Source organism: Jeotgalibacillus sp. JSM ZJ347 (assembly GCF_044383825.1).
GTDB lineage: Bacteria > Bacillota > Bacilli > Bacillales > Jeotgalibacillaceae > Jeotgalibacillus.
In genome coordinates, this window is the sequence record NZ_JBISEN010000001.1 from 1,029,423 (window position 1) to 1,052,060 (window position 22,638).

Sequence of the window (22,638 nt, forward strand, 5' to 3'; positions counted from 1 at the left end):
ATCGTCTCTGTTGTTTATGGCAAATAGTCTACTCCACCTGTGTAAGTATTTCCTGCATTCCATAGAAGGAACTCATTAATGTCATTATCATAAAGCGCATCGATTTGCGCTTTCACTTCATTTGGCCCATATACAAGGTAGTTTCCTGCTCCTAAGTAAGAAGCAGTGAAATCCTGAATCCATGGTCTTGAAGTTGGCGGGTCCTCAAGTTCGCTTAGTTTTGCATTTTCTACTTTTGCATATTCTGAAATTAAGTTATACGGTTCAAGATCCGGTTTATCAATCCCAAAATACGAGGTCCAGTGACTTGGATAGATCATTGAAGAGATGACGTCAACATGCTCTGAGATACGGTTAAAGTTCTGACCAATACCAGGTGCTTCAGGCAGCGTCGCCGAGTAACCAAAAATATCAACTGATACATCTACATCATATGGCTCCAGCTGGCTGGAAGCGTATTCAACGAAATCAGTTACAGCGTCAACTCTTTCATTTGTATCTTCACTGCCATCATCTGTATAATCGCCTGTCCCATATTCAAGGACATCATCACGGGTTTCAAAGCCTTCCGGAAATCTTACATAATCAAACTGAATTTCTTTAAAGCCCATTTTAGCAGCTTCAATTGCGATTTCTACGTTATAGTCCCAGACTTCTTTCATAAACGGGTTAACAAAAGACTCATTGCGCCCATTTGCCCATACCTGACCGTTTTCCTGGAAAGATAATTCAGGTCTCTTTTCAGCAAGAACAGAGTCCTTAAAAACTACAACTCGTGCAATTGGATAAACTTCATGTTTTTCAAGCGTTTCAAGCATTTCACGCATATCTTTTATGTATGGTTGTCCAATATCGTAAAATGGTGATTCCTCATCAGGTACATATGTCAAATATCCGTGATCTTCTTTTACGTCAATCACCATTGAATTCAGGTCTGTCGTATCCATCAGGTCAAGAAGCGTTTCAAACCTTGCTCCACCTGCAGAGTGTCCTGTCACATAAATTCCTCTGACAGCATCCGGATATTTGAATGATAATCCTGAGTCATAAACAAATCTTGGCATTGATTCCGGTAAACCTTTTTGCAGTTCAATAAATTCTCTGATTTGATGTTCTTCATGTTGTGCTTCTGCATTTGCATCAGTGCTGAAAACTGTAAAAGCTAAAATTGCAGCGCTTGCAGAAGTTGCGATGTATTTCAATGACACGTTTTACCTCTCCTACCCACTCATTTTTATGTACCTATTAATTCTAACAAGTAATATTAGTAAAAGAAACGTCAGATTGAATTATTTTGTTAATAATTTCTGAAATCATTAATATTTACTAACTGCATTTAATTTTAACTGCTTTTAAATATTGATTGATTCCTTTTCACCAACTAGCTTATAATAACAGTATCAAATTTATAAGAAGGCTTTGATAAAGAGTAGTAGCTGTTGTAGTGTTTAACAGAGAGTCTGCGGTTGGTGCAAGCAGAAAAACACATTCAGTGAATGGACTTTGGAGCCCCTGTAGTGAAACAAGTAGTTACAGGCGTTTCGCTCTGCGTTATGAGCTTAAAGTGGCAGTATAACTGCAATAAGGGTGGCACCGCGGAAAATCCGTCCCTTCCTATTAACTCGTTTAATAGGAAGGGACGGATTTTTTGTATTGCCGCACAAATTTAGAGGAGGAAATATTAATGAAGACAATTTTTTCAGGTATTCAGCCCAGTGGCACGATTACATTGGGGAATTATATAGGTGCAATGAGGCAGTTTGTGGACCTGCAGGAGGATTATAATTGTTACTTCTGCGTAGTTGATCAGCATGCGATTACAATGCCACAGGACCGTCTTGAATTAAGAAAGAACATCAGAAGTCTTGCTGCAATGTATATTGCTGTAGGACTTGATCCGGAGAAAGTCACTCTATTCATCCAGTCAGAAGTACCGGCTCATGCTCAGGCGGGATGGATGTTACAATGTGTTTCTTATATTGGCGAACTGGAAAGAATGACTCAGTTTAAAGATAAATCGTCCGGTAAAGATGGCGTTTCAGCCGGTTTATTAACATACCCGCCTTTGATGGCTGCAGATATTCTACTTTATAAAACGGATCTAGTACCTGTGGGTGAAGATCAGAAGCAGCATCTAGAGCTGACAAGAGATCTTGCTGAGCGTTTTAACAGAAAATACAATGACATTTTCATAATTCCGGAAGTAAGAATTCCTAAAACAGGGGCCAGAATCATGTCTCTTCAGGACCCAACGAAGAAAATGAGTAAATCTGATGCGAACAAAAAAGGCTTTATTTCTATGCTGGATGAACCGTCACAGATTATCAAAAAAATTAAAAGTGCAGTAACCGACTCAGAGGGAATTGTGAAATACGATAAAGAAAATAAACCAGGTATATCTAACCTCATTTCTATTTACTCTATACTGACTGGTAAAGCAATTGAAGAAATTGAAGAAGCCTATGCAGGTAAAGGCTACGGTGATTTCAAAGCTGAACTCGCTGAAGTCGTTGCAGCACATATCAAGCCGATTCAGGATCGTTATTATGAGCTGATGGAATCGGATGAACTGGACAATATTCTTGATATGGGAGCAGAAAAAGCAAACTTTGCTGCAGACAAGATGGTCAGGAAAATGGAAACTGCGATGGGACTTGGCAGAAAACGCAAGAAGAAATAAACGATTCCCTTAAACCCGGCCTTTGCCGGGTTTTTTTATTGTGGATAAATGAATTAACAACGCTCCTGCAGGAATACCATAAGTCTCAGTGTGGCTGAACAAATATGTTATGTATTCAATTGCGGAATTCCCTGAAGGAATCAAATTTAAAAAAATCATACTGTGAATGAAGCTGGTACTCATAAGCGTAAACCCTGCTATGTAGATGATTAATCTGAACATATTAACACCCCGTATAAGCTTATGCAGGAAGCAATAGAACATTTCCCGGGAAATGAAAAAAGCCCCTCAAGATAGAGGAGCTTTTACAATTAACGGTTCGACTTAGGATTAAATGCATCCTTCAGTCCTTCACCGATAAAGTTGATAGATAGAATTGTCACCGTCAGAATAATTGCCGGCGGCATCCAGATCCATGGTTTATTTGCAAGTACGTCTGATTCCTGTGAAGCAGAAAGCATATTGCCCCAGCTAGGAATTGTTGCAGGTACACCGAAGCCTAAGTAACTCAGGCCGGACTCTGCCACAATCAGTGTTGCAAATAAAATCGTTGACTGAACGATAATTGTTGATAATACGTTAGGAAGTAAATGTTTAATGATTACCTTAGACGGTTTACATCCAATTGACACTGCTGCCAGAATATATTCGTTTTCCTTCTCAGCAAGAATTTTACTTCTTACGATACGGGCCACGCCTCCCCAGCTAAGTATACTAATAACAACGATCAAAATTGTCAGACCGTCTACATAACCACGCAGGATTGCGCCAAGCACGATTACGAATACAAGGAATGGGAAGTTAAGAACGAAATCAGTAAATCGCATTAACGCTGAATCTACCATTCCTCCGTAAAATCCAGCAATTGAACCGACAATTGTCCCGAACAAAACAACCAGTAATGTACATGACATACCAACGATCAGGGATACGCGTCCACCGTAAAGCAAGCGTGTAAATACATCACGCCCGGACTTATCAGTACCAAGCCAGTGCTCAGTGCTTGGCTCTAAAGTCATTTGCATAATATTAACCTTTGAAATATCAGCTGTTGTGATATAAGGCGCTAAAAATGAAACAATAATTACTGTCAACAGGAAAAAACTGCTTGTCATTGCAAGTTTGTTCCTTAAAAACTTACGTCTGGCGATTGCCCAAGGAGACATATTAATGGTTTTTTCCTGTGACTTGTTTGGATCTGCTGTTACATTGACCATTGAATAATTCCTCCTTTATCAATCCAGACGGATTCTTGGATCAACCACACCATACAAAATATCAGCAATCAGATTCCCTATTAATGTTAAAGCTGAAAGCATCATTGTAATAACCATCAATGTTGGATAGTCACGATTTGTTACTGAGTTAAGGAACAGTTGTCCAATACCCGGGTAAGTGAAAATCGTTTCTGTAATTATAGCGCCACTGATGAGTGTTGCAATATCAAAGCCAAGAAATGTAATTAGCGGGATAATCGAGTTACGCATGATATGAACATTATAAATCTTCGATGTTGGTGTTCCCTTTGCACGTGCTGTACGTACAAAATCTTTTCTGCTGTTTTCAATAATGTCATTTCGTAAAAACTGCGTATAACTTGCAGTCGCTAATGCTCCTAAAACAATTGCCGGCATGATTACGTGATGAAGACGGCTTAACCAGTAATCAAAAGTTCCCGGCTGCAGGGTTGGATCTACTGAGCCTGTGTAAGGAATCCAGCCGAGGTTAAAGGAGAAGAAATAAATAGCAAATACTGCAGCAATAAACGATGGTATCGCGAGTCCGAGATAGTTCAGACCGCCGATCAGATTATCACCAAATGTATAAGGTTTTCTTCCTGCATATATCCCCATTGCAAAGGCTAAAATATACGTAATTACAAGTGATGAAACACCTAAGAATATCGTGTTAGGAAGTCTTTCTGCTACTAAGTCGGCTACAGGTACTTTATATCGTGTTGATTTTCCAAAATCACCTTCTAAAAATCCGCCAACCCATCTGAAATACTGAACGACAATCGGGTCATTATAACCGAGTCTTTCACGCATTTCTTCTATGTACTCAGGGTCTGTGTTTGTCGGATCAATCTCCCCGCTTAGCGAATCTCCTGGCATTGCTTTCGCCAGGAGAAACACTACGAAGGAGATAAGGAGAAGCATTGGAATCATGCCGAGAATACGGCGAATTATATACTTTAACATAGATACTCTCCTTATCAAGCTTTACTGCAAATTATTATTGAGCGATAGACCACTCGTGTGGGCTGTTTTGTCCAGAAACGTCATATTCAACGTTCTGTACGCGATCGCTAAGTGCAACAATTTCCTGAAGTTCAGCGATGAAAATCATCGGTACATCTTCAGCAACCATTTGCTGCCATTGTACATAAAGGTCTTTACGAGCTTGCTGATCATCTCCAACAACTTCAATATCTAGAGCATCAGCAAGAAGCTTATCAGACTCTTCATTTTTGTAACGTGGGTAATTCCAAAGCTGGTCAGATCCCCAAAGTGCAGTTGGATCCGGGTCAGCGCCAGTTCCCCAGCCACCGAAGAATGTTTCAATCGATTCAGCATCTTTTTCGATGTCATCATAATAAAGGTTAACTTCTGACATTTCTAGTTCTGTCTTGATTCCAACAGCTTCCCAGAATTGAACGATTGCCTGAGCACGCGTTTCAAATGTCGGGTTACCTGTATCGTAGTGAGAGAACTTAGCAGTAAATTCTTCTCCATTTGGATCTTCAACAAATCCGTCGCCGTTTGTATCTTCGTATCCAGCTTCAGCAAGAAGTTCTTTTGCTTTTTCAGGATCATATTCATAAGTTGCAAGTTCTGATGGGTCTGCAGCGATCCAGTGGTTTGATGGAACCGGACCGTTTACAGGTGAACCATAACCGAAGAAGAATGCATCGATCCAAGATTCACGGTCAATTGCGTGTGCCATAGCTTTACGCAGATTTACATCAGCATACTTATCTTTGTCTTCAACAATTTCATTTGTTTCAGGATTGAATGTTCCAAGCTTAAATCCAATGTAGTAATAAGAAAGACCTGGGTATGTTACTACTTCAACATTATCAAGTTCTTCTACTTCTGCAGCGTTTACCGGCTGCAGTGACATCATGTCGATATCGCCATTTCCGAGTGCACCTACTGTAGTTGTGTTATCAATAACCTGAACGTTGATTCCGTCAAGCATTGGCTCACCTTTCCAGTAGTCTTCAAACTTCGTCATGATTACAGCCTCACCAGGAGTGATGCTGTCAACTTTAAATGGTCCAAGACCAACTGGCTTCGTACGAACCTGCTCAGAAGCTGACATTTCAGCTACAGGAATTCCTTCGAATTGCGCCTTGCTCATTGGGTAAGTCCAAAGGTTAACAAGGTTGTTAACACGTGCCTGATCGAAAGTAATTTCGATTGTGTAATCATCAATTACGTTAATACCTGAAATGCTGTCTGCTTCACCATCACGGAATGCAGGAGCACCTTCGATTGTCTGAACGTTAGCATAACGAGGACCATCATAGTCAGGGTGTGCAATTGTTTCTAGTGCGAATACCCAGTCATTTACTGTAAGTTCAACACCATCGTGCCACATTACACCCTGCTCGAATGTGAATGTGAAAGTTTTGTTATCTTCTGTTTCCCAGCTAGCGATGTTTGGCTGTGGTGCTAGGTTTTCGTCAAATTCGATCAGGTTCTCATCGAATAGACCAAGAATATCAGCATCAGTTACGATACCGTAGAATGCCCAGTTGAATAGGCCTTCCGGTGGAGAGTCTACACCATATGTAAGCGTTCCTCCAGGTTGTGCTTCACCTGTTGCTTCTTCTTCAGTACCTTCTTCTTCTGAACCTTCTTCAGCTGTTTCTGATTCGTTTTCTGCCGGCTCGCTTGAACCCTCATCTGAACTACATGCTGCTAAAAATGCAGATAGTACTAGAAGTAGAGTAAGCATCAGCAATAGCGACTTCTTTTTCATTTTGTTCCCCCCAAATTGGTTTAAAGTTTTAGTAAAGAATACAAGCTACTTGATGACCAGGTTTCACCTCCTTTAAAGTAGGCTTAATTTCAGCACACTCCGCTTTTGCCATTGGACAGCGCGTATGGAACGGGCAGCCTGATGGCGGATTTGCAGGAGATGGCACATCACCCTGTAATACGATACGTTCTTTACGTTTCTTAGGATCTGTTTCCGGAATTGCTGAAATCAGCGCCTGAGTATATGGATGAAGCGGTTCTGCATAAAGACTCTTGTTATCAGCCACTTCTACCATATTGCCAAGATACATAACCCCGATTCTGTCACTCATATGTTTAACAACACTAAGGTCATGGGCAATAAATAAGTAAGTAAGGTCGAATTCATCCTGAAGTTCTTTCAGCAGATTCAATACCTGAGATTGAACAGATACGTCAAGTGCTGATACAGGCTCATCGGCTACAATCAGCTTTGGCTTCAGCGCCAGTGCTCTTGCAATCCCAATACGCTGTCTCTGACCACCTGAGAATTCGTGTGCATATTTGTCATATGCTTCAGGTGGAAGACCAACACGTCTAAGCAGTTCAATTACTTCTGACTTCAATTCTTTCTTGCTGACTTTGCGATAGTTCCGAATCGGCTCAGAAACAATGTCTCCAACACTTTGTGTGGGATTCAGCGATGCATAAGGATCCTGGAACACCATCTGAAAATCCTGTCTTGCTTTTCTCAGAACATTTCCTTTGATTTTTGTAATGTCTTTTCCATCAAAAATAATTTTGCCGGATGTTGGTGTCAACAGTCTCAAAATTGTACGGCCAGTTGTAGATTTACCGCAGCCGGATTCTCCAACGAGACCCATTGTTTCACCTTTTTTGATTTGGATATTAATATCATCAACAGCTTTAACATTTCCGATTGTTCTTTTCAGAAACCCGCCTTTGATTGGATAGTAAGTTTTCAGGTTTTGAATATCGAGCAATACTTCTTTTTCAGTTTTAGGCGGCTGAGCGGCTGTCTCACGCGTTTCTGTCATATTCATCTTTCACCCACCCCTTCAGGCTGTTTGCTGTTCTCATATAAAATGCAGGCTACTTCATGATCCGGCTCATCTTCAGCCAGCAGAGGTGTAATCTTTGTACACTCCGGCATTGCTTTTGGACATCTGTTAGCAAATCTGCATCCTGACTGAGGCATCTTTTGAATAGATGGTACTAGGCCATCGATCGTCGCCAGCGTTTCTACATCTTCATCCATTTTCGGAATTGCATTCATCAGTAACTGTGTATATGGATGTTTAGGATTTTCAAACAATTCAATTACATCTGTCCGTTCTACAATTTTTCCAGCGTACATAACAATGACCTCGTCACAGATTTCCGAGACGACGCCCAGGTCATGCGTAATCATAATAATGGCCATGTCGTTTACTTCCTGAATATCCTTAAGCAGCTCAAGAATCTGAGCCTGTACTGTTACATCTAGTGCTGTTGTCGGCTCATCTGCAATTAGCAGTTTCGGCTGACAGGCAATCGCCATTGCAATCATGACACGCTGTCTCATACCACCCGAGAGCTGGTGAGGATATTCTTCAACAATACTTTCAGGTCTTGGGATTCCTACGCTTTTAAGTAGGGCAACACTTTTCTTTCTCGCTTCTTTTTTATCAATCTTTTCATGATTGAGAAGCACTTCTTCTATTTGATATCCGATTGTAAATACCGGATTAAGTGCAGTCATTGGTTCCTGGAAAATCATCGAGATATCTTTACCGCGAATTTTGTTCATTTCACGCTCTGATAGATTTTCAATGTTTCTGCCTTCGAATTTAATTTCTCCCCCTCTAATCTTACCGATTCCCTGAGGAAGAAGCTGCATAACGGACAGTGACATTACACTTTTACCACAGCCGGATTCTCCGACTATTCCGACAATTCTTCTTCTGTCGACTTTCAAAGAAACTTTTTCCACAGCGTTGTAATAGTCTTTGCCTATTTTAAACCCTGTTTGGAGTTCTTTGATTTCCAAAAGTGGTGTCTCATTCTGTCCTGCCGTTTTTCTAACCATTTGAACACCTCTAATATTTCTTATTTTCAATCAATTTATATTATTTGTATAAAATACTATTACAGATAGATTACAATTTCAACTTGTTTTTTCTAAATCTATGCAATTACCCCCCTATAGCATCCTATGATCGTTGATTTTAAAGGGTTTTGTCGAAATAAAAAAATTTTAAAAATATTTTCAGACTCGAATAATGGGCGTAATATTTACAATACTTTATTATTAATAATAGTTTAATAGGTATAATGAATTATATTACAATAGGATGCATGAATATTCATTCATATACATAATAAAAAGCAGGGCTGCGTTTCGCAAACCCTGCCTTGGTATATTAATTTTATTGATAAGATTTGAATACGATTGTTGCGTTATGACCACCAAATCCCAGGGAATTACTGACTGCAGCCTGTATTTCCTGCTTACGAGCCTCGTTAGGTACATAGTCCAGATCACACTCAGGATCTGCTTCTTCAAGATTAATCGTCGGAGGAAGAATACTGTTTTTAAGTGCAAGAACAGTGAATATTGCTTCCACTCCACCAGCTGCGCCAAGAAGATGACCCGTCATGGATTTAGTTGAACTGACTGCGAGTTTATAAGCATGTTCCCCGAATACTTCCTTAATTGCCATTGTTTCATATTTGTCGTTGTACGGTGTACTTGTACCGTGTGCATTGATATATCCGATTTCTTCAGGTTTCACTCCTGCATCTTCAAGTGACTGCCTCATAGCGCGTACGCCGCCCTCACCGCCTGGGGCTGGTGCTGTAATGTGATAAGCGTCACCTGTAGAACCATAGCCGGTAATTTCAGCATAAATCTTCGCTCCTCTTGCAAGTGCATGTTCAAGTTCTTCAAGTACCAGAACCCCTGCACCCTCTCCCATGACAAAGCCATCACGGTTTTTATCAAAGGGGCGGCTGGCTTTTGTTACATCATCATTAAGTGTTAAGGCCGTGTTAGCGACAAACCCTGCCATCGCCATTTGAGAGATTGGTGCTTCTGAACCGCCTGTGATCATTGCATCAGCATCTCCCCGTTGAATGACTTTGAAAGCATCACCAATCGAGTTTGTACCGCTCGCACAAGCTGTGACTGTACATGAATTCATACCTTTTGCACCAAGATCGATGGATACCTGACCGGCTGCCATATCAGGTATCATCATTGGCACGAAGAACGGGCTAACACGTTTGTATCCACGCTTTTGAAACGTTTCAAACTGTTTCTCGAACGTTTCCATTCCGCCAATCCCACTTCCGATCCACACGCCGACCCTTTCAGCATTTGAAGCAATATCGAGTGAAGAATCTTTTACTGCTTCACGAGATGCAACGATTGCATATTGAGTAAAACGGTCCATCTTACGTGCTTCTTTTCTTTCTATATAATCTTCAATATTAAAATCCTTTAATTCAGCTACTGCTTTTGCAGGAAAATCTTCCTGGTTCAGTCGTGTTAATTCTCCAACCCCTGATTTCCCATCCACGATATTCTTCCATGTCGTTTCTACATCATTTCCTAATGGCGAAACCATTCCGAGACCGGTAACTACTACGCGTCTTTTAGTCATTATTGTCATCTCCTGTTTAATTTAGATCTGTTTGTCCGATTATTTACCCCAGCGCATTGCAATTGCGCCCCATGTCAGGCCGCCACCGAATCCGACCATTACAAGGAGGTCGCCGTCTTTGATTCTGCCGGTTTCGAGATCTTCTATTAAAGAGATCGGAATAGAAGCTGCTGAGGTATTGCCATATTTATTTACAGTCATAGACATCTTTTCAATTGGTAATTCAAGTCTTTGTCTTGATGCTTCCATAATTCTGATGTTTGCCTGATGCGGGATCAGATAATCAACATCTTCTTTTGTCAGTCCTGCCTTCTCAAGCACATTGATACTGGACTCACCCATTTGACGTACCGCAAATTTAAACACTTCACGGCCGTTCATATAGATTCCTTCTTCAGCCTGATATAGGTGCTTACCACCTGAACCATCCGAACCCAGTTCAAATGACAAGATTCCTTTTGATTCTTCAACCGGACCTAATACCATTGCCCCTGCGCCGTCTCCGAATAGCACAGCTGTATTACGGTCATCCCAGTTCGTAATCTTACTTAATTTTTCTACACCAACTACAAGGACCTGCTGATAACCGGCATTTTCAATAAACTGTTTTGCCGTTACCATTCCATACATAAATCCTGCACATGCTGCTGATAAATCCATGGCTGAAGCTTTGGTTGCACCGAGTCTTTCCTGCAAAATCGTTGCAACTGAAGGAAATGGTCTGTCAGGTGTTACTGTAGCGACAAGAATCATATCCAGATCTTCTGCCTTTGTACCGGCGTTTTCAATTGCCTTTAATGCTGCCTCGTAAGCCATATCTGATGTATCTACATCATCTCCGGCGATCCGGCGCTCTTCGATTCCTGTCCGGGTGCGAATCCATTCGTCTGATGTGTCCATCTGTTTTTCCAAGTCAAGATTTGTTACGACCTTTTCCGGTAAGTAACGCCCTACCCCTAAAGCACCTGCACGCATATATCTTCCTTCTTTCTGATTTTTTATCAATCGATATGATCATATATTATGAGTTGGTACTAATAATATATGATAATTAATTTGTTTTCAACTGAAGGATATATTATGGGTTATATATATTGGCTGATGATTTCCGCTTCAGGGGGACTTCGCGGCCGGGCGGTGAGCCATGAGGTTTCGCCGTGATCGTCTCACCTGTCCCTTCCTGCCACAGGAGTCGCCCCCTTACGCTTCAATCACCATCTGTGCAATTACATTAATTTCAATATATAAAAGAAGATGCAAACAAAAAAACTGTGATGCATTCAACAAATTAATATTAATCACTAAGTGCAGCGGAGCGGAAGGCGGCGACTCCGGGACGATAAGAGGGAAGCTGAGCCCCCGCAGCCGGAGGAGAGGAGGCTCAGCAACCTCCGTCCGGAAAGCGTCCGCCTGAAGCGCACCGGAACGATTAAAAAGGCTGAGACATTATTATTATTGTCCCAGCCTCACTTTGTTGAGTTTTTTATAAAATTACTTTTCCGCGTCTGCTTTCCCCAGATCGTAAGCGTCGTTCATTGCTTTTGCGAAGATTGCCATGAATGGCTGGAGTGATTCTACTGAGACTTCGATGCCTGCCTCGTCCATTTTCGCTTTTGCTTCCGGTAGGTATTTCATTGCAATCTGCATAAATTCCATTGTTTTGTCGTCTGCCATTTGTATCTCTCCTCTATATTCCATCATTACTTACCTATCATAACTGAATTTCATGATGAATTCATTGATTCGACATTTCTTTTCTAAAAAACTGTGCTAAAATGAAAGCGATGTATTTTTTTGAAATGAGGTGAATCCCTTGGCATATTTCATGACATTATTCTGGACTTTCCTTTTAACACACATGATGGCTTATGTTGTCAGCTCAATGAACGGCGTTCCTTATGAATTTATGATGGCTAACATTATCGCTGTGGCCGTAACGGTACTATTATTTGTAATCGGTGCAGTTATTCCTAAGCCTGAACCTGCTGAACATCATTAAAAAAACATGATCCCCATATACAGGGATCATGTTTTTTTATTTAGTGCGTATTTTATATTGCTCCTGTTCCCGCTCAATAACAATGTGGCTGTGTGACTGCACATTGCCTTTTAGCAGCTCTTTAGCAAGAACCGTTTCGACTTCTTTTTGGATATACCGCTTCAGTGGTCTCGCTCCAAAAGAAGGGTTGTATGCTTTTTTAGCGATATAGCTGACCGTTTCATCAGACAACTCAAGTGTTATGTGCTGCTCAGCTAACCGCTCCTGAAGTTCTTCAATCATCTTATAGACGATTCCCTTCATATGATCTTCTGTGAGCGGATTGAACAGGACAATATCATCCATTCTATTCAACAGTTCAGGTCTGAAGTGACGGTGAAGATCTCCCATTACAAGATCTCTTGACTGCTCCGGGTCTCCTGACTGTTCGAGCAAATGACTGGATCCAATATTTGACGTCATAATAATGATAGTATTTTTAAAATCCACTGTTCTGCCTTTCGAATCAGTAATTCTCCCCTCATCAAGCAATTGGAGGAGAATATTGAACACTTCAGGATGAGCTTTTTCAATTTCATCAAGTAGAATAACTGAATAAGGTTTCCTTCTGACGGCTTCAGTCAGCTGCCCGCCTTCTTCGTATCCAATATAGCCAGGAGGCGCACCGATCAGTCTTGAAACTGCATGTTTCTCCATGTATTCTGACATATCAATTCTAATCATCTGGTCTTCACTGTCGAAAAGTGTAAATGCAAGCGATTTTGCCAGCTCCGTTTTACCGACTCCAGTCGGACCGAGAAAGATGAATGATCCGATCGGACGGTCAGGATCTTTTATGCCTGCGCGGGCTCTCAGCACCGCTTCACTGACTGCAATAACCGCCTCCTTCTGTCCAATCACTCTTTCCTGAAGTGTATCCTCAAGTCTTAACAGCTTTTGACGTTCTTCTTCTATTAATCTGTTAACAGGAATTCCTGTCCATCTTGCTACAATAGATGCGATTTCTTCTTCCGATACTTCTTCTCTTAACAGACGGTTCTCATCACGAGATTGCTCATTTTCAACTTCAAGCGCCGTGATTTCTTTTTCAAGCTTCGGAATATGTCCATGCTTCAGTTCAGCCGCTTTTGACAAGTCATAATTATTTTCGGCATCCTCCAGCTCTCTTCGCAGCTTATCGAGCTCTTCTTTCTTTTCCTGAATCACAACGAGAGACTGTTTTTCACTTTCCCATTTTGCCTTCATCACTTCTGCCTGTTCTTTCAGTTCTGCCAGCTCAAGACGTAACCTTTTTAGCCTTTCTATACTTGCTGGATCCTTTTCTTTCGCAAGCGCTTCTTCTTCGATCTCAAGCTGCATCACTCTGCGGAAAGCTTCATCCAGTTCCTGAGGCATGGAGTCAATTTCAGTACGGATCATTGCACATGCCTCATCAATTAAGTCGATCGCTTTATCCGGCAGGAAGCGGTCAGTAATATAGCGCTCAGATAATTTTGCTGCTGCAATAATCGCGCTGTCATGGATTCTTACACCATGATGGAGTTCAAAGCGTTCTTTCAGCCCGCGTAAAATTGACACTGTATCATCTTCATCCGGCTCCTGCACCATCACCTGCTGGAATCTGCGTTCAAGGGCAGGATCTTTTTCAATATACTGTCTGTGTTCATTTAACGTAGTGGCACCGATACAGTGGATTTCCCCTCTTGCAAGCATCGGCTTCAGCATATTTCCTGCATCCATGGCACCTTCAGTTTTCCCTGCCCCGACGATCGTGTGCAGTTCATCAATGAACAAAATAATCTGACCATCACTATTTTTCACTTCTGCAAGAACGGCTTTTAATCTTTCCTCAAATTCCCCGCGGAACTTTGCACCGGCAACAAGTGCACTCATATCAAGCTCAAAGACAATTTTATCCTTCAGCCCTTCAGGTACATCTTTTCTGACAATCCGCTGGGCCAGTCCTTCTACAATGGCTGTTTTCCCAACACCTGGCTCTCCGATCAGTACAGGATTGTTCTTTGTTTTTCTGGATAAGATTCTGATGACGTGCCTGATTTCAGCGTCACGGCCAATCACAGGATCCATCTTCCCCTTTTTGACTTCCTCCACCAGATCACGGCCGTATTTTGATAATGCTTCATACGCCACTTCAGGATTTTGAGATGTCACTCTTCTTCCCCCTCTTATTTCTTCAATCACTTTTTTTAAAGCTTCAGACCCCTCACTATGATTAATTAAATACTTTACTGTCTGTAAATGGGTCATGCTCATTAATCCAAGCATCAAGTGTTCTATAGATAGAAATTCATCTGTATATTCTTTCATGATTCCTTCTGATTTTTTTAACCAGACACCAACATCCCCTGCAAAAACAGGATCGTACCCTTCTGAGTGTATCACCGGAAATGAATCAAGCTTTTCTGATACAAATTGCTTCATATCAGCGATGTTCATACTGATGCCGGTCAACAGACGTTCTGTAAAGTCATTTTGTAACATAGCTATGAGAACATGTTCTACATCAATAGATGAATGCTTACGATTAACAGCAAGTTCTTTCCCTTCTGCAAATGCATCCTGAACACTGTAAGTCATTTGATCCAGTTTCATCTGACCACTCCTTTGACCTTCTTTGACCTTTTGTCATATTTTATCATTCTCTTCATCAAATTGTAAAGAACCAGCACTTTACATCCCATCTTTTCGGTGGTTAAATTAAGAGCGTGTGATGCTAAAACAATGGAGGATTTTATGGATATTGAACAATTATGGTTATTACTAAAATTTACGTTTCTCGGACTGTTTCAGGGTTTTACTGAACCGATTCCGATCTCATCCAGCGGACACCTTCAGCTGGCACAATATTTCCTTGGAATAGAGATTGAAGGAAATAACTTTACTTTTGAATTAATGGTGAATTCAGCTTCACTAATTGCTGTATTACTCGTCTTCAGAGAAGATATTATGCGACTGATCACCAGAGGGCTCGGTTACATAAAAACAAGAAAGCCTGAAGATAAAACTGAATTTAATTTCATCTTATATTTGATTATCGGTACAATCCCTGCAGGTGTTATTGGCGTACTGTTCGATGATGATATTTCCCGCCTGTCCGGCCCACAGACTGTTGCGATTACGCTTATGATTACCGGTGTTGCATTATTTCTGATCAGAAACCTGCGCGGTAAACGAGGCGAGAGCGGAATGTCTGTGAAGGATGCACTGATCATTGGTGGCGCTCAGGCAATTGCTTTAATTCCGGGTATCAGTCGCAGTGGCGCTACCATTGTGGCTGCAATGGCAAGAGGGATCCACCAGGAAACAGCGCTTCGTTATTCATTCCTGTTGTTTGTGCCTGTCAGCCTTGGCGGCATGGTACTTAGTTTTTCAGACTTCCTTCAGGATGAAAACCTGGCTGATCTCTGGATGCCATATCTGCTTGCGTTTATCGCATCACTGATCGCTTCATATTTCTCACTGAAGTGGTTTATGAATATTATGGCGAAGGGTAACCTGATTTATTTTGCCATTTACTGTTTTACTGTAGGACCAATTGTTTTACTTGTACTTTGGATTTCTTAATTTGTTCGTTTCCTTATGTACGTTGTAATCAGAAGAATGTTTCAATGTAAAAAAACAGGTTTGGCACTTGGCCAAACCTGTTTTTTGATCACGTAATCCCTAATGCAATTTTAGCGTAGCGTGACATATTGTCTTTGCTCCATGGCGGGCTCCATACAATATTAACATCTACTTCTTTTACTTCAGGTACATCTGCAAGTGCTGCTTTTACCTGGTCTACAATAACCGGCGCAAGCGGGCATCCCATTGATGTCAGCGTCATTTTAACTTCTGTATTTCCTGCATCGTCCATAAATACATCATAGACAAGGCCGAGGTTTACAATATCAATTCCAAGCTCAGGGTCAATAACCTGTTCAAGGGCACCCATGATGCTGTCTTTAGTATCCTGGTCCATCCAATCACTCCTTTAACTCTTTGTGTTTATCATAACAAAAAAAACGCTTTACTGAAACTGTCATGATTGCATATGCAGATCAAACCACTTCACTGTTTCGAGCAAACCTTTTCTTGTCACTTTATGTCCTTCTGTTTCTTCAGTAATAAATTTCAGCCGTTCTTTTTTGTCATAGGATTGGTGAATGGATTTAAAAAATGCGTAAGTTGGTTCATATGGGACCACTGTATCTGCTTTTCCGTGCCAGAACATCAGCGGCCTGTTATTCAGCTTTTCAGGATGCAGACTCAAATCATATTCTTCTAGCACCTTCAGCTGTTCATCTACTTCTTCCTCACTCATTGGCAACTTAAAGCCATTTCTTTCAAAATGCTGAATCTGAGCTTTAGCAAACCCTACATATGCAGGAGAGCCCATCAGACTGACGCCTGTATGTATCCACTCAAATCGCTTCAGTGCGCCAAGGGTTGTAATTCCCCCCATTGAAGTTCCCGCCGCTCCTATATGATCTTCTGCAGCATACCCCTGACTGACAACCTCCTGCTTCATCGCGCCAAACTCTTCAATAGACCGGATCACAATCTGCCAAAAGCGGGTACTCATCACCGTTTCATCAGATCCATCTGATCTTTCGCCGTGATAAGCAGCATCAGGCAATATGACGTTAAAGCCTTTCTCAGCTAAAAGGTAAGCGTAATGAAGATTGTGTTCTTTCGCACTCATAAATCCGTGAAAGAAGAAAATCACGGGAGACTGCTTCGATTGACCTTCTACCTGTAAACATGGAATACCTGCGATTTTACGATTATGTATTTCAATCAACTCTAATGCTCCTCTCAATCCTTTTCGCTCATATATTATCATATAACCAAAATGTGGCATACTATTTCACCTTATTCAAAACGAGTGATACAATTGAATCAGGACTCAGAAGCGAAGGAGCGTATTCCAATGGACAAACATTTAATTGCATTAGACCTTGACGGTACACTGCTTACTGATGAAAAGGTGATTTCAGAGAGAACAAAAAAAACGCTCTTGAAAGCAAAAGAAGCCGGTCATGAAGTGATGATTGCAACCGGCAGACCTTTCAGAGCGAGTGAAGCATATTATAAGGAACTTAATCTTCAGACACCGATCGTTAATTTTAATGGTGCCTATGTCCACCATCCTCTTAATCAGAGCTGGGGGCTTCACCATGAACCAATGAACCTGAACGTTGTAAAAGATATCGTTGAAGCTGTTCATGATTATGATTTTCACAATATGGTTGCAGAAATTCTTGATGATGTGTACCTTCATTATCATGATGAAAGACTGCTGGATATTTTCAGTTTCGGTAACCCAACCATTACTGCAGGAGACTTAAGAACCTACCTCCCAGCTAATCCGACAAGTTTGCTGATCCATGCTGATGAATCTCACGTTGAAAGTATCAGAAATCATTTGAGTGAAGTTCATGCAGAAGTAATTGACCACAGGCGCTGGGGAGCCCCGTGGCATGTTATCGAAATCGTCAAATCCGGTTTAAATAAAGCAGTCGGCCTTAAAAAAGTGGCTGATTACTACGGGATCCCAAAAGATCGTATCATCGCCTTTGGAGACGAAGACAACGACCTTGAAATGCTCGACTACGCCGGCCTCGGCGTCGCAATGGGCAACGGCATTGACAGCGTCCGCTCAACCGCCAAACACATCACAGGTACCAACAACGAAGACGGCATTTCACAATTCTTAGAAGACCGGTTGAATATTAAAATCTGATTTTCCTTACTGATTAGTGATTTATATACCTGAATGCTAACAGCGTGCAGCGAAGCGTAGGGCGGCGACTCCAGTGGGAGTAGACGGACAGGTGAGACCCCGCAGGCGCGCAGCGTCGAGGAGGCTCACCGCCGTCCCCACAAAAAGCGTCCGCCCGAAGCGCCGCGAAACAGTTATCATATGCCAAACGGCTGCCTCCAAAAGAAGCAGCCGTTTTTCTAATCATCTTTTCTGAAGAACCCGAAGATTCCCGTCGTCTGAATAATATTTGTAAACGCATGCGGATCCGTCTTATGAATAATCCGCTCAAGCTCAAACAACTCATATCGCGTAATGACCATAATCAGCATTTCCTTCGGATCATCCGCAAAAGCACCCCTTGCAGGAACAATCGTTATCCCCCGGACCATTTTGTCATGAATCGCTTTTTTCAGTACAGATGATTTATCCGTCACAATCATTGCAGTCAGCTTCTCGTGTCTCGTATGCAGTGCATCAATCATACGGGTTGACGCATAAAGCGTCACAAGCGTATATAAACCTTTTTCCCAACCGAAAAGTGAACTCGCAATCAGGATAATCCCTGCATTCATGATAAAGAAATAGATGCCAACCGGCTTATCATTCAGTCTGGATAAAATCATTGCAATGATATCCATACCACCTGTTGAAGCACCCCACTTCAGCGTCATACCTACACCAACACCTGCAATCACACCCCCAAATACTGCATTAAGCAGAATATCAGGTGATACTTCGACTACTGGAATGATCTCAAGTGCAATGGTCGTAAAACCGACTGAAATCAGACTGTAAATCGTGAACATTTTCCCTACTCTGAGCCAGCCGAGAGCAATGGCCGGGATATTTAAGATTAAGAGCAGAATTCCGGTTGAAAGATTAATCGGTGTAAACTCGTAAAAAATATTTGATAAAAGCTGCGCTGCTCCTGTAAATCCGCTCGCAAAAACATTTGCCGGGATCAGAAATAAGTTCAGCGCTACAGCATTTAATATTGCACCAATAATAACAACTGCAATTTTTTTAGATTCCAGCCACATGGTTTCTTTTGATACATGCGACAAACTGAAGGCGTCTTTTGTTTCTGCCACGATTCACCCTTCCCTTCTATATACTTACTTATACTTTACCTATTTTAACTACCACTACACTAATCTGATTGTAAATTCTTCATTTAATCGCTAAACTTATAAGTATGACTAAAGTTTTATAAAACCATAACTAATGATAAAGGAGCTATTTAAATGAACATTCAACTGATTGCTGACAGCGCCAGTGATTTGCCAGGCGAATTTTTCACAGAACATAATATAACACTCCTCCCACTCCATGTACATATAGGAGATGAAGAATACGAAGATATTGTATCAATTAAGTCTAAAGATGTATTTGATTCGATCAGAAACGGGGGGCATCCTAAGACGTCACAGGCAAGCCCGCAGAAAATGAAAGAAGTGTTTATTGACCTTGCCAAGTCTGGTAACAAAGGTTTATACATCGCTTTTTCTTCTGAACTGTCAGGCACCTACCAGACTGCATTGATGATCAGAGACCAGGTGAAAGAAGAATACCCTGACCTGGATCTGACAATACTTGATACAAAGTGTGCCTCACTCGGATATGGTCTTGTTGTAGTAAAAGCTGCTCATATGCTTAAAGAAGGTGCATCATTTGAACAGATTATTGACGAAGTAAAGTTCCAGTATGAGTACATGGAGCACTTATTTACTGTAGAAGATCTTGATTACCTTGCAAAAGGCGGCCGTGTGTCAAAAGCTTCTGCATTTATCGGCGGATTGTTAAATATCAAACCGCTGCTGCATGTTGAAGATGGAAAGCTTGTACCGCTTGAAAAACTCCGCGGCAAAAAAAAGCTGTTAAAGAGAATTATTGAGGTGATGAGAGAACGTGGCGATCAGCTTGATCAGCAGATGATCGGTATCAGTCACGGGGACGATGAGGCGCTTGCTGAAGAGATGAAAACGATGATTGAAAATGAATTTGGCACTTCTTCATTCTTTATGGGTATGATTGGTTCAGCAGTAGGCGCACATGCAGGTCCAGGCACACTCGCAATCTTCTTCCTGAACAAAAAATCTTCAAACTGATTGGATTGATTTGATGACAAATAAAGTACTCGTAGTTGGAGGCGTTGCAGGCGGTGCCACTTTCGCTTCACAACTAAGAATGCTGGATGACCAGGCTGAAATCATCGTGTTTGAAAAGGATGGAACGATGTCTTTTGCAAATTGCGGGATGCCTTATTACCTCGGCGGATTTGTTAAAAAGCGTGAGCACCTGATCGCAGCTACGCCTGAATCTTTTCAGGAAGATAAAAATATCGAGGTTCGAATCCGTCATGAAGTAGTCAGGATTAACCGTGCAGATAAAACAGTCACAATTAAAGACCATATTAAAGACGTAACGTATGATGAGCGCTATGACAAGCTCGTCTACTCTCCCGGTGCAGTGCCAATCGTTCCGGATATTAAACATCTGGATCGAGGAAACTGTTACAGTCTGAGATCTTTTAAGGATATGCTGAAGCTTGATGAGCATATCTCAAAAAAGAATTATCAGTCTGTCTGCCTTGTAGGCGGTGGATTCATCGGGCTTGAAATGGCTGAAAATATGAAAGCAAGAGGAATGAAGGTCCATCTCGTTCAGCGTTCAGCGCACGTACTCAACCTGCTTGAGCCTAATTTCTCTCAGATTCTTGAAAAAGAATTGATCGAAAATGACGTTGACCTTCATCTTTCAGCAACTGTCGAACAGATTAACGTAGACCGCTCCCTCCTGCTGTCAGATGGCGCTGAAATCAAAGCAGATTTTTTATTACTGGCAGTGGGGATTAAGCCGAATAAGCATCTTGCAGAAGCAGCGGGGCTGTCGATCGGAAAAACAGGGGGGGTACGTGTAAATGAATACATGCAGACAGATGATCCTGATATTTATGCGATCGGGGACGTGATTGAATCATTCGATTTTATCACCGGAAAACCTAAGCAGGTACCTCTCGCCTGGGTGGCGCACAGAGAAGCATATGTGGCTGCAAGACATATCACAGGTGATCCGGTTCCTTTTAAAGGGATTCTCGGTACGGCGATCTGTAAAGTATTCGAACAGTCAGCCGCTGTTACAGGCCATAGCGGCTCTTCTCTCAGGAAAATGAAGATTCCGTATGAAACAGCAGAACTGACATCAAGGCAGCATGCAGGCTATTATCCTGGAGCTTCCTCATTATCTCTTATGGTTCACTTCTGCCCTGACAGCGGAACAATATACGGAGCTCAGGCAGTCGGTCAAGGCGCTGATAAGCGTATTGACGTGATCAGTACTGCCATCAACGGACGGTTAAGTGTCCTTGATCTTCAAACACTTGAAATTGCCTATGCTCCACCATACAGCGCACCCAAGGATCCAGTCAATATGATTGGATACAAGGCGGTTAAGAAAATGAATATAAAAAAATAAGAGCATTGCTGCTCTTATTTTTTTACGTATTCTGTTGAAAACCTTTTAACAATCTTATGCGGAACAGTAATTCTGTGAGATGGTTCAACTTTCTTTTCCACACACATAATAAGCTGCTTAGCCGCTTCATAACCGAGCTGGAATATATTAATATCCACTGAGGTCAGAGGCGGTCTCGACATTTCAGAAAAAAGCACGTTATTAAAGCTGATAATTGAAATATCCTCAGGCACTGACATATCAAGCTCACTCAGCGTATTCAAAACCCCCAGGGACATCAGGTCATCTGTAACGAGAAGTGCTGTAGGCCGGTCATCCGGCGGCAGCTCCATCAGTGCGCAGATCGCATCTTTTCCACCCTCAAGCAGAAAGCTTTCATGCACCGTATAGGATTCACGATAAGGTATACCTGCCTTTTGAAGGGCATCCTTATATCCTTGAAGTCTTTCCATTGTTACGACAAGCTGTTTATCCCCGCCGACAAATGCAATCCGTTCGTGTCCCATACCAAGCAAAAATTCTGTCGCGTCAAAGCCGGCAGTTACATTATCATTATCAACATAGGTGATACGATCAGCCATCTTATATGGCTTCCCAATCATTACGAATGGGAAATTCCGTTCCTGCAGGTATTCAACAATTCTATCTTCCACTTTTGAATAAAGCAGAACGACTCCATCAACGCGGCCACCCTGCACCATCTGGACAACACCATTGTAGATATCATCCTCACTTTTACCCGTGACAAGCTGCAGTGCGTACTGATGTTCATGCGCACCTTCATTCAGCCCTCTTAATACTGTCGGGAAGAATGGGTTTTGAAAGAATACGTCTGATGAACCCGGAGTGACTAGTCCGATCACCTGCGTTGCCTGATTAGCAAGACTTCTGGCTATAAAATTTGGATGATAGCCAAGAAGATCCATCGCTTCCCTTACCTTCACCTTGGTCCGTTCACTGATTCTCGGGTTATTAGCAATTACCCTGGAAACAGTGGACGGCGCTACATTCGCAGCTTTTGCTACATCTTTTATCGTGACAGACATCATCGTCACCTCCTGTGATTACGCTTTCAATTTTGCTGAAAA

The 22,638-nt window shown here is 41.8% G+C and carries 21 protein-coding genes and 1 other annotated feature; of the genes, 6 read left to right on the plus strand and 15 right to left on the minus strand.

All coding sequences use genetic code 11. The features are described from left to right. Window positions 1-14: 14 nt before the first annotated feature. Window positions 15-1,202 carry a putative glycoside hydrolase gene (locus ACH6CZ_RS05270; protein ID WP_374096517.1) on the minus strand — a complete coding sequence of 396 codons (1,188 nt, stop codon included), beginning with the start codon at window positions 1,200-1,202 and terminating at the stop codon, window positions 15-17. Between the two features lie 208 nt (window positions 1,203-1,410). After that, window positions 1,411-1,615 (plus strand) — a binding site (T-box leader). Window positions 1,616-1,684: 69 nt separating this feature from the next. Here ACH6CZ_RS05270 and trpS point away from each other — a divergent pair. Next, window positions 1,685-2,680 carry a tryptophan--tRNA ligase gene (gene trpS / locus ACH6CZ_RS05275; protein ID WP_374096358.1) on the plus strand — a complete coding sequence of 332 codons (996 nt, stop codon included), beginning with the start codon at window positions 1,685-1,687 and terminating at the stop codon, window positions 2,678-2,680. Window positions 2,681-2,689: 9 nt separating this feature from the next. Here the strand turns inward: trpS and ACH6CZ_RS16230 are convergent, their stop codons facing one another. The 9 genes from ACH6CZ_RS16230 to ACH6CZ_RS05315 form a co-directional block, all read right to left on the minus strand. Continuing rightward, window positions 2,690-2,944, minus strand: coding sequence for a YuzI family membrane protein (locus tag ACH6CZ_RS16230; protein ID WP_483868535.1), 255 nt, complete (start codon window positions 2,942-2,944; stop codon window positions 2,690-2,692). 47 nt (window positions 2,945-2,991) lie between these two features. Further along, on the minus strand, window positions 2,992-3,897 hold the full coding sequence (gene opp4C, locus ACH6CZ_RS05280; protein WP_374096360.1) for an oligopeptide ABC transporter permease: 906 nt from the start codon (window positions 3,895-3,897) through the stop codon (window positions 2,992-2,994). Between the two features lie 18 nt (window positions 3,898-3,915). Continuing rightward, complete coding sequence (opp4B, locus tag ACH6CZ_RS05285; RefSeq protein ID WP_374096361.1) at window positions 3,916-4,881, minus strand: oligopeptide ABC transporter permease; 966 nt, start codon at window positions 4,879-4,881, stop codon at window positions 3,916-3,918. Between the two features lie 34 nt (window positions 4,882-4,915). Continuing rightward, entirely contained in the window at window positions 4,916-6,667 is a 1,752-nt protein-coding gene (opp4A, locus tag ACH6CZ_RS05290) for an oligopeptide ABC transporter substrate-binding protein (RefSeq protein WP_374096362.1), read from the minus strand. Window positions 6,668-6,695: 28 nt separating this feature from the next. Beyond that, window positions 6,696-7,703 carry an ABC transporter ATP-binding protein gene (locus ACH6CZ_RS05295; RefSeq protein WP_374096518.1) on the minus strand — a complete coding sequence of 336 codons (1,008 nt, stop codon included), beginning with the start codon at window positions 7,701-7,703 and terminating at the stop codon, window positions 6,696-6,698. A 2-nt stretch (window positions 7,704-7,705) separates the two neighbouring features. Then, window positions 7,706-8,734: an ABC transporter ATP-binding protein gene (locus tag ACH6CZ_RS05300; protein WP_374096363.1), complete on the minus strand. Its 1,029-nt coding sequence runs from the start codon at window positions 8,732-8,734 to the stop codon at window positions 7,706-7,708. Window positions 8,735-9,074: 340 nt separating this feature from the next. Next, window positions 9,075-10,310, minus strand: a complete 1,236-nt coding sequence (gene fabF / locus ACH6CZ_RS05305; RefSeq protein ID WP_374096364.1) for a beta-ketoacyl-ACP synthase II — start codon at window positions 10,308-10,310, stop codon at window positions 9,075-9,077. Between the two features lie 39 nt (window positions 10,311-10,349). Continuing rightward, window positions 10,350-11,285, minus strand: coding sequence for a beta-ketoacyl-ACP synthase III (locus tag ACH6CZ_RS05310; RefSeq protein WP_374096365.1), 936 nt, complete (start codon window positions 11,283-11,285; stop codon window positions 10,350-10,352). Window positions 11,286-11,801: 516 nt separating this feature from the next. Beyond that, complete coding sequence (locus ACH6CZ_RS05315; RefSeq protein WP_374096366.1) at window positions 11,802-11,984, minus strand: ComZ family protein; 183 nt, start codon at window positions 11,982-11,984, stop codon at window positions 11,802-11,804. Window positions 11,985-12,114: 130 nt separating this feature from the next. Between ACH6CZ_RS05315 and ACH6CZ_RS05320 the strand changes: the two genes are divergently transcribed. Continuing rightward, on the plus strand, window positions 12,115-12,309 hold the full coding sequence (locus ACH6CZ_RS05320) for a YjzD family protein (protein ID WP_374096367.1): 195 nt from the start codon (window positions 12,115-12,117) through the stop codon (window positions 12,307-12,309). A gap of 36 nt (window positions 12,310-12,345) precedes the next feature. Here ACH6CZ_RS05320 and clpB read toward each other — a convergent pair whose 3' ends face one another. Further along, the gene (gene clpB, locus ACH6CZ_RS05325; RefSeq protein WP_374096368.1) at window positions 12,346-14,922 is read right to left on the minus strand and encodes an ATP-dependent chaperone ClpB; all 2,577 of its coding nucleotides are present in this window, start codon (window positions 14,920-14,922) and stop codon (window positions 12,346-12,348) included. 141 nt (window positions 14,923-15,063) lie between these two features. On the opposite strand from clpB, the gene ACH6CZ_RS05330 reads away from it, so the two are divergent. Continuing rightward, window positions 15,064-15,894 carry an undecaprenyl-diphosphate phosphatase gene (locus tag ACH6CZ_RS05330; protein WP_374096369.1) on the plus strand — a complete coding sequence of 277 codons (831 nt, stop codon included), beginning with the start codon at window positions 15,064-15,066 and terminating at the stop codon, window positions 15,892-15,894. An 88-nt stretch (window positions 15,895-15,982) separates the two neighbouring features. On the opposite strand, the gene ACH6CZ_RS05335 is transcribed toward ACH6CZ_RS05330, so the two are convergent. Further along, complete coding sequence (locus tag ACH6CZ_RS05335) at window positions 15,983-16,291, minus strand: metal-sulfur cluster assembly factor (RefSeq protein WP_039808436.1); 309 nt, start codon at window positions 16,289-16,291, stop codon at window positions 15,983-15,985. Window positions 16,292-16,351: 60 nt separating this feature from the next. Beyond that, the gene (locus tag ACH6CZ_RS05340; protein ID WP_374096370.1) at window positions 16,352-17,113 is read right to left on the minus strand and encodes a prolyl oligopeptidase family serine peptidase; all 762 of its coding nucleotides are present in this window, start codon (window positions 17,111-17,113) and stop codon (window positions 16,352-16,354) included. 129 nt (window positions 17,114-17,242) lie between these two features. Here ACH6CZ_RS05340 and ACH6CZ_RS05345 point away from each other — a divergent pair, with 129 nt between their 5' ends. Continuing rightward, complete coding sequence (locus ACH6CZ_RS05345) at window positions 17,243-18,055, plus strand: Cof-type HAD-IIB family hydrolase (protein ID WP_374096371.1); 813 nt, start codon at window positions 17,243-17,245, stop codon at window positions 18,053-18,055. A gap of 218 nt (window positions 18,056-18,273) precedes the next feature. Here ACH6CZ_RS05345 and ACH6CZ_RS05350 read toward each other — a convergent pair whose 3' ends face one another. Then, window positions 18,274-19,116 carry a YitT family protein gene (locus ACH6CZ_RS05350; protein ID WP_374096520.1) on the minus strand — a complete coding sequence of 281 codons (843 nt, stop codon included), beginning with the start codon at window positions 19,114-19,116 and terminating at the stop codon, window positions 18,274-18,276. 204 nt (window positions 19,117-19,320) lie between these two features. On the opposite strand from ACH6CZ_RS05350, the gene ACH6CZ_RS05355 reads away from it, so the two are divergent. Together ACH6CZ_RS05355 and ACH6CZ_RS05360 are read left to right on the plus strand one after the other, a co-directional pair. Continuing rightward, on the plus strand, window positions 19,321-20,184 hold the full coding sequence (locus tag ACH6CZ_RS05355; protein ID WP_374096372.1) for a DegV family protein: 864 nt from the start codon (window positions 19,321-19,323) through the stop codon (window positions 20,182-20,184). A 13-nt stretch (window positions 20,185-20,197) separates the two neighbouring features. Further along, on the plus strand, window positions 20,198-21,550 hold the full coding sequence (locus ACH6CZ_RS05360; protein ID WP_374096373.1) for a CoA-disulfide reductase: 1,353 nt from the start codon (window positions 20,198-20,200) through the stop codon (window positions 21,548-21,550). A gap of 14 nt (window positions 21,551-21,564) precedes the next feature. Here ACH6CZ_RS05360 and ACH6CZ_RS05365 read toward each other — a convergent pair whose 3' ends face one another. Continuing rightward, window positions 21,565-22,596 carry a LacI family DNA-binding transcriptional regulator gene (locus ACH6CZ_RS05365; protein WP_374096374.1) on the minus strand — a complete coding sequence of 344 codons (1,032 nt, stop codon included), beginning with the start codon at window positions 22,594-22,596 and terminating at the stop codon, window positions 21,565-21,567. Window positions 22,597-22,638: the final 42 nt, after the last annotated feature.

What these genes read in the sequence shown, in the direction of transcription:
- ACH6CZ_RS05345 (WP_374096371.1), top strand. Translation starts at nt 17,243, where the DNA reads ATGGACAAACATTTAATTGCATTAGACCTTGACGGTACACTGCTTACT.
- ACH6CZ_RS05350 (WP_374096520.1), bottom strand. Translation starts at nt 19,116, where the DNA reads ATGTGGCTGGAATCTAAAAAAATTGCAGTTGTTATTATTGGTGCAATA.
- opp4C (WP_374096360.1), bottom strand. Translation starts at nt 3,897, where the DNA reads ATGGTCAATGTAACAGCAGATCCAAACAAGTCACAGGAAAAAACCATT.
- ACH6CZ_RS05330 (WP_374096369.1), top strand. Translation starts at nt 15,064, where the DNA reads ATGGATATTGAACAATTATGGTTATTACTAAAATTTACGTTTCTCGGA.
- ACH6CZ_RS05315 (WP_374096366.1), bottom strand. Translation starts at nt 11,984, where the DNA reads ATGGCAGACGACAAAACAATGGAATTTATGCAGATTGCAATGAAATAC.
- ACH6CZ_RS05360 (WP_374096373.1), top strand. Translation starts at nt 20,198, where the DNA reads ATGACAAATAAAGTACTCGTAGTTGGAGGCGTTGCAGGCGGTGCCACT.
- ACH6CZ_RS16230 (WP_483868535.1), bottom strand. Translation starts at nt 2,944, where the DNA reads ATGTTCTATTGCTTCCTGCATAAGCTTATACGGGGTGTTAATATGTTC.
- ACH6CZ_RS05335 (WP_039808436.1), bottom strand. Translation starts at nt 16,291, where the DNA reads ATGGACCAGGATACTAAAGACAGCATCATGGGTGCCCTTGAACAGGTT.
- ACH6CZ_RS05365 (WP_374096374.1), bottom strand. Translation starts at nt 22,596, where the DNA reads ATGTCTGTCACGATAAAAGATGTAGCAAAAGCTGCGAATGTAGCGCCG.
- ACH6CZ_RS05295 (WP_374096518.1), bottom strand. Translation starts at nt 7,703, where the DNA reads ATGACAGAAACGCGTGAGACAGCCGCTCAGCCGCCTAAAACTGAAAAA.
- ACH6CZ_RS05300 (WP_374096363.1), bottom strand. Translation starts at nt 8,734, where the DNA reads ATGGTTAGAAAAACGGCAGGACAGAATGAGACACCACTTTTGGAAATC.
- clpB (WP_374096368.1), bottom strand. Translation starts at nt 14,922, where the DNA reads ATGAAACTGGATCAAATGACTTACAGTGTTCAGGATGCATTTGCAGAA.
- opp4A (WP_374096362.1), bottom strand. Translation starts at nt 6,667, where the DNA reads ATGAAAAAGAAGTCGCTATTGCTGATGCTTACTCTACTTCTAGTACTA.
- ACH6CZ_RS05355 (WP_374096372.1), top strand. Translation starts at nt 19,321, where the DNA reads ATGAACATTCAACTGATTGCTGACAGCGCCAGTGATTTGCCAGGCGAA.
- trpS (WP_374096358.1), top strand. Translation starts at nt 1,685, where the DNA reads ATGAAGACAATTTTTTCAGGTATTCAGCCCAGTGGCACGATTACATTG.
- fabF (WP_374096364.1), bottom strand. Translation starts at nt 10,310, where the DNA reads ATGACTAAAAGACGCGTAGTAGTTACCGGTCTCGGAATGGTTTCGCCA.
- opp4B (WP_374096361.1), bottom strand. Translation starts at nt 4,881, where the DNA reads ATGTTAAAGTATATAATTCGCCGTATTCTCGGCATGATTCCAATGCTT.
- ACH6CZ_RS05310 (WP_374096365.1), bottom strand. Translation starts at nt 11,285, where the DNA reads ATGCGTGCAGGTGCTTTAGGGGTAGGGCGTTACTTACCGGAAAAGGTC.